This window comes from Bifidobacteriaceae bacterium (genome assembly GCA_031281585.1).
GTDB lineage: Bacteria > Actinomycetota > Actinomycetes > Actinomycetales > WQXJ01 > JAIRTF01.
In genome coordinates, this window is sequence record JAITFE010000085.1 from 1 (window position 1) to 4,764 (window position 4,764).

The following is a 4,764-nucleotide window of genomic DNA, read 5'->3' on the forward strand; positions in this document are numbered from 1 at the left end:
CGGGTGGTCAGGGGAGCCCCGCCGGGGCCGCGACGAAGCGGTCGACCGAACGGCGACCCAAGTCGGCCCGCCCAAAACCGCGCCAAGACCGCCACCAGCGCAAACGCACCAACCCCGCAGGACGGCATCGCCGGGCCGACACCCGCCAACGACACCACCCAGGCGGTGGTGTCAACCACGGGTGAGCCGCGCGACCCGCCCAAAACCCCGCCAAGACCGCCACCAGGGCAAACGCACCAACCCCGGCGGACGGCATCGGCGGACCGACACCCGCCAACGACACCACCCGGACGGTGGTGTCAACCACGGGTGGTCAGGGGAGCCCTGCCAGGGCCGCGACGAAGCGGTCGACCGACTGGCGGGCCAGGTCGGTCCAGATGGCGTTGCCGGGGTTGGCGATGATGGCGAAGACCAGTTCGCGGCCGCCGGCAGTCTGGACCGTGCCCGCCAGCGCGGTGACGCCGGTCAGGGTCCCGGTCTTGGCGCGCACGTTGCCCGCCGCCGCCGTCTCATGGAACCGGCCCGCCAGCGTCCCTTGGAGCGCGCCCGCCGGAAGGTCGCGGGCCACCGCGCCCAAAGCGCCCGCCTCCGGGCCCGCGCTCAGGGCGAGCGCGCTGGTCACGGTCGCGGCGCTGACGGCTGATCCGTGGCTGAGGCCGGAACAATCGTCCATTTTCAGGCCGGCGGTGACAACGCCCAACTCGTCAAGCGTCTGCGTGACGGCGGCGGCGCAGCCCGCGAAGCTCCCCGGTTGGCCCAGCGCCAGCGCCGTCACGCGGCCCAGCGAGTCGGCCATGTTGTTGTCGGACTGCCTGAGCAGGTGGGCCACCAGATCGCGGACCGGCGCCGAATCGACCTGGGCCAATAGCTCGGCCTCGGCGGGCGCCGCCGCCCGCGTGACCCCGCCGGCCACCGCGAACGTGGGAAGCGCCAGGCCCGCATCCTGGCCGGCCTGGGCGAGCAGGCCGCGGAATTGCCGCGCCGCCGCCAAGGCCGGGTCGGCCACATAGGTGACGGCGTCGAATGCCGCCCCGGCCCGTCCGCCCAGAACCGCCAGCGGGGCGGTCGGAGAGCCCCAGGTTGAGCCGAGCGACCATTCCCAGTCCGGATAGACGGCCGGGCCGCTGAAAATGGTGTCGTCAAGGCGAACCTCGACGTTCTGGACGCCGCGCCGCCGCAGTTCGACGGCCGCCGCCCGAGCCAAATCGCCCAGCCCGGCGTGGCCCATCGCCTCCGCGGGCCTGCCGGCGTCCGGGGCCAAGGCCATGTCGCCGCCGGCCACCAGAGTGACGATCCCGGAGGCCGGACCGGTCACGCTCATGACCGCCGCCGTGCTCAACGTGGAGTCCGGGCCCAGCACCGCCAGCGCGGCCGTCGCCGTCAGGATTTTCACGGTCGAGGCGGGCGGCAACGGCTGATCCGGGCTGATGGCGAACAATTCCTCGCCGGACGCCAGGTCCCGCACCGAAACGCTCGCCGGGCCGACCTGGGTGGCCGCCAGGTGCGCGGCGGCGAGGTCCCGCAGCGCGCCTGGGGCCGGCGCCGGCGCGTCCGGGTCCAGCAAGTCCGCCACCGGGGTCACCTGTGGTTGAAGCGTCGCCGCAGCCTGCCTCGGGTTTTCAAGCGGCGGCGCCGCGGCCAGGGCAGGTCCCCCGCCCGCTCCGCCCGGCGCGGGCAAACCCAGCGCGGCGACCAGGGCCGCCAGCGCGGTGGCCCCAGCTTGCCAACAGCGGCGACGATGCCGACCGGCCGAGGACGATTTCCGGTGCCGGTTCACATAGGCCAGACTAGACAAAGAAAACCATCCGACCTTCCATCATTGAGGCGAGCCAGATGTCAAAGCCGAGCTATCAACCAGCCCTTCGCACCGAGCATTCCGACGCGACCGGCGAACACCCCCTCGAATTCGACGTGACGATCGAGATTCCGAAGGGCTCGCGCAACAAGTACGAGTTGGACCACGACACGGGCCGCATCCGCCTTGACCGGATGCTGTTCACGGCGACCCGCTATCCGGATGACTACGGCTACGTGGAGGGCACACTCGGCGAGGACGGCGACCCGCTGGACGCGTTGGTCCTGCTGGACGAGCCGACCTTCCCCGGCTGTTTGATCCGCTGCCGGGCGCTCGGGATGTTCCGCATGCGCGACGAGGCCGGCGGCGACGACAAGGTGCTCTGCGTGCCCGCCCACGACACCCGCTCTTCCTGGCGCCTGGACATTGACGACGTGTCCGAGTTCCACCGGCTGGAAGTCCAGCACTTCTTCGAGATTTACAAGGATTTGGAGCCGGGCAAGTCCGTTGAGGGCTCCCATTGGACCGACCGCGCGGGCGCCGAAGCCGAGATCATCGCCTCAATCCAGCGCCTCGAAGACGCGAAGGCGGCCGGTCAGCACTGACTGAAACGGGGACGGCGCCATCCCGGCTGGCCGGGATGGCGCCGTCAGCGTTTTCGCTAGTAGCGGCCCGCGTATTGGACCGTGTTGGCCCAGCGGATGGGGATTTCGCGGATGTTTTTGCCCGCGCTCGGGGCCTCGATCATCATGCCGTTGCCCGAATACATGGCCACGTGGTGGATGTCCGCGCCGGCGTACTGCCAGAAGATCAGGTCGCCGGGGCGCATCGAGTCGTAGGGGATCTTCTGGGCCAGGGTGTACTGGTCCTGCGCCACCCGCGGGATGGACTTCCCGCCGCCGTGCTTCCAAGCCTGTTGGGTCAAGCCCGAGCAGTCGAATGACGACGGGCCCGTGCCGCCCCACTGGTAGGGCTTGCCGATCTGGGCGCGCGCCCATTCCACGGCCGCCTGACCGGCTTCGGCGCCGTCGCCCGAGGGCGGCGTCACCGGAGGCGGCGTGACTGGAGGAGGCGTCGCGGGCGGTTGCGTTGGGGGCGTGGACGGTGTGGACGGGTTCGACGGCGAGGTCGTGTCGCCGCCCCCACCGCTTCCTCCGCCAGAGGGCGGAGTCGACGGGGTGCCCCCGCCGCCCCCGGTTCCGGTTCCGGGAGAAGTGGTGCCCGGATTTGCGCCGCCGCCAGACGACGGACGCTTGGGCTGGCTCGCCTGCTCGGCCGCCCGACGGGCGGCCTCATTGGCCTCATCCACACGGCGCTGTTCGGCGGCCGCCTCCGCCTCCACGGTGCTGTTCCGCTTTTCCGCGAGCACCTCGAGGAGTTCCTGATGGCGGACTTCGGCCTCGGCCTCCGCGCGCTGGGCCGCCTCGGACGCCTGCTGGGCCTCCGTGGCCCGCTTCTTGGTCGCGGCGGACTTCTCAGTTTGGAGTTGGACCGCTTGCTGCGAGCGCAGTTCCGCCTGTTCCGCAGCCTGTTTCGCGGCCGCAAAACGCGAGGCCGCCCGGTCTGCCGCCGAGCCGACCACAAAAAGCATGGCGCTCTTGTTGGCTGCCTCCTCGATCCCGTCGGAGCTGAGGAGCGGTTCAAGCGCCGAGATGTCCGAGCCGGACTGGGCGTTCATGATGGCGACGCGAGCCAGCACTCCGCGCGCTTTGCCCAGGGCCACCTGCGATTCTTCGGCGTCCTCGCGGGCTTGGTCGACCGTCTCGTTTGCCTGGGTTAGCTCTTCCTCGGCTTTGTTGTAGGCCTCGGCCGCCAGGGCGGCCTGCTGCTCCGCCTGTTCGGTCTGCGCCCTCAACTCGCTGAGCATGCCTTCGATCTCCGACACCGAGGCGGCGGCCAGGGCCTCTTGGCGCTTGGCCTCCTGAACGGCCGCGTCCGTGGATGGGGCGGGCGCCGGGTCGGCCAGGGCCGGGGTGGCCGCGGCCAGGCAGGCGGCCAGGCCTGCGGCGATCAGCCAGCCCCGTCGACGCGGGCCGTGCGGATGACTCATGAATGGTCCTAACCGCGCCCCGGCCGAGGATCGGCGGAGGGGCGCTCGGGTGGGAAGCGGCCAGTAGAGCGATCTTACCCCATCAGCCACACAAACCACAGAGCCAACATTTCCCACAGTCCGCAGACTGGACGATTCGCCAATCGGGGAATCAGCGGGCCGCTTCAGGTGTTCCAGTTCCCAGGCACTGACGACAGACCACTGGGACAAAAGCACGAAAGGCATCGCAATGACTGACTTCTTGGCGGGCGCTCCGACCAATTTCCCGGTCCCGGCCAAGCCGGCCGGACCGCCGCCTGGCTATTACATGGCGCTGGACGGATCGATCCACCCGGAGCCGGACATGAGCACGGACTCCCGTTTTGGCGGGTCCGGCGGCTCGGCCCCGAAAGCGGCGGGCTTGGCGAATCCGGTTCCCTACGACTACAAGTTCCAGCGCCAAGCGAGGCGGCAAGGCATGGGCATGGTCGGGATCCTGCTGACAGCCCTGATCGTGGTCGTCATCGGCATGCTCGCCGTGAAGGTTGTCCAAGACCGCACGGCCGCGGCCGATCCGGACACAACCGTCAGCGCGCCATGGGCCAACCCGGTCCCGGACGGCACCATGGCCTGGGCCGACCTGGCGGGAACCGCCACCGTCCGCGTTCCGGCCGGGGCGTCCGCCTCTTAGCCTCGATCCGTCGATCAGGTTTGCGTCTGCGCGGCGTGTTTAACGGGGAGATGCCTTTCTGACCTGGGATAATGCTTGTGTGAACATCGCAAGATCCCGAGGAAAGAAAGGCACCCCGCAGATGCGATCTTCTCACACTTCCGCCCTGGCCCGCGTCCACGACGCGCGGTTCGACGATGCGAACCTGCTGCCCGCCGCCGGGGTCCTCCCGGTGATGAGCCTGGCCCGCGAGGCCGGCCTCGCCGGCCT

At 70.2% G+C, this 4,764-nt stretch carries 4 protein-coding genes; 2 read left to right on the forward strand and 2 right to left on the reverse strand.

Features of this window, described 5'->3' with window-relative positions; all coding sequences use genetic code 11:
• Positions 1 to 313 precede the first annotated feature (313 nt).
• Positions 314 to 1,777, reverse strand: coding sequence for a D-alanyl-D-alanine carboxypeptidase/D-alanyl-D-alanine-endopeptidase (gene dacB, locus LBC97_09830; protein ID MDR2566330.1), 1,464 nt, complete (start codon positions 1,775 to 1,777; stop codon positions 314 to 316).
• A 56-nt stretch (positions 1,778 to 1,833) separates the two neighbouring features.
• On the opposite strand from dacB, the gene LBC97_09835 reads away from it, so the two are divergent.
• On the forward strand, positions 1,834 to 2,400 hold the full coding sequence (locus LBC97_09835) for an inorganic diphosphatase (protein ID MDR2566331.1): 567 nt from the start codon (positions 1,834 to 1,836) through the stop codon (positions 2,398 to 2,400).
• Positions 2,401 to 2,456: 56 nt separating this feature from the next.
• Here LBC97_09835 and LBC97_09840 read toward each other — a convergent pair whose 3' ends face one another.
• Positions 2,457 to 3,845 carry a C40 family peptidase gene (locus LBC97_09840; GenBank protein ID MDR2566332.1) on the reverse strand — a complete coding sequence of 463 codons (1,389 nt, stop codon included), beginning with the start codon at positions 3,843 to 3,845 and terminating at the stop codon, positions 2,457 to 2,459.
• A 229-nt stretch (positions 3,846 to 4,074) separates the two neighbouring features.
• On the opposite strand from LBC97_09840, the gene LBC97_09845 reads away from it, so the two are divergent.
• Complete coding sequence (locus LBC97_09845; protein MDR2566333.1) at positions 4,075 to 4,515, forward strand: hypothetical protein; 441 nt, start codon at positions 4,075 to 4,077, stop codon at positions 4,513 to 4,515.
• Positions 4,516 to 4,764: the final 249 nt, after the last annotated feature.